This window comes from Micromonospora sp. CPCC 206060 (assembly GCF_036906895.1).
Lineage (GTDB): Bacteria > Actinomycetota > Actinomycetes > Mycobacteriales > Micromonosporaceae > Micromonospora.
On record NZ_JBAKHU010000236.1, the window covers coordinates 1 to 1,182 of the forward strand.

1 protein-coding gene is annotated in these 1,182 nt (G+C 69.6%); it reads right to left on the reverse strand.

Annotation, left to right across the window (positions count from 1 at the left end; genetic code table 11):
- Window positions 1-437: 437 nt before the first annotated feature.
- The coding region (locus V6U90_RS33470; protein ID WP_334445198.1) for an IS256 family transposase at window positions 438-1,182 on the reverse strand (745 nt) is incomplete at its 5' end.

Here is a 1,182-nt window from a genome sequence, read left to right on the forward strand (position 1 = left end):
GCAGACAGGCCACGGGCCGGGTAGCGGCCCACCAGACGGCCCGGGTCACGCCCACCCGTCGCCTGTGGCCACGACCGGTTGCCGAATTGCTCTCTACGGGATCAAGGCGCCTACGGCGCGCGGTGAGCCGGCCCGCCGGTACGCCGCCCCGGCTGCCTGACGGCGCCGGGGCGGTAAGCCGCCCTGACGGGCCGGCAGGCCGCGCCTGCCAGAAGGGCCACACCTCTTGCACTATCCAATCGCGCCCCCGGTGGCCCCCACCGCCGAGCCGTCGACGAGCACCAGGAGGACGACGCCGGCAGTAGCCGAACGGTTCTGACGGTCAGCAGTCGTACGATCCGGAAATGGGTACCCCCGACGACGCTGAGCACCTGAAAGTGATGTCGGACGCGGTCCGCGACGAGCAATAGTCAAGACTTGTGGATGAGAAATCTTGATCAGGCGGCTGCGGCCTCGGTCGTGACGGGTTCGGCGGCGGATCGTTCGACGAGTTTGCCGCGTTCGAAGCGGGCGCCGGCGCGGACCAGGGCGACCAGGTGGGGTGCGTTGACCGCTCGCCACCGGTGTTGAGCTGCCTCGATGAGCTTGAACGCCATGGCCAGGCCGGCGGCCTTCGACCCCGAGCCCTTGGTGACCTTGGTGCGGTGCCGGACGGTGGCGAAGGTCGACTCGATCGGGTTGGTGGTGCGCAGGTGCACCCAGTGCTCGGCGGGAAAGTCGTAGAACGCCAGCAACTCGTCCAGATCATCGACGACCTTGGCGACGGCCTTGCCGAACTTCGCCCCGTAGGCGAGCTTGAACGCGGCCACGGCGCGGCGAGCGTGGTCACGGTCCTCGGCGTTCCAGATCTCCGCGAGGGCCTTCTTCGCCCCGGGATGAGCTGATTTCGGCAGCGCGGACAGCACGTTGGCGATCTTGTGGAACCAGCAGCGCTGCTCCCGGGTGTCCGGGAACACCTCGCGCAGCGCGTTCCAGAACCCGAGCGCCCCGTCACCGACGGCCAGGACCGGGGCGCGCATGCCGCGCCGCTTGCAGTCGCGCAGCAGGTCGGCCCACGACCCGGCCGACTCGCGGTAGCCCTCTGCGAGGGCGACGAGCTCCTTGCGGCCGTCGACGCGGGGGTGCGTTTCTTCTTGAGTGAGTTGGGCGGGGGTGTCGTGTCCGGCGGTTGTGGGTGGTCGT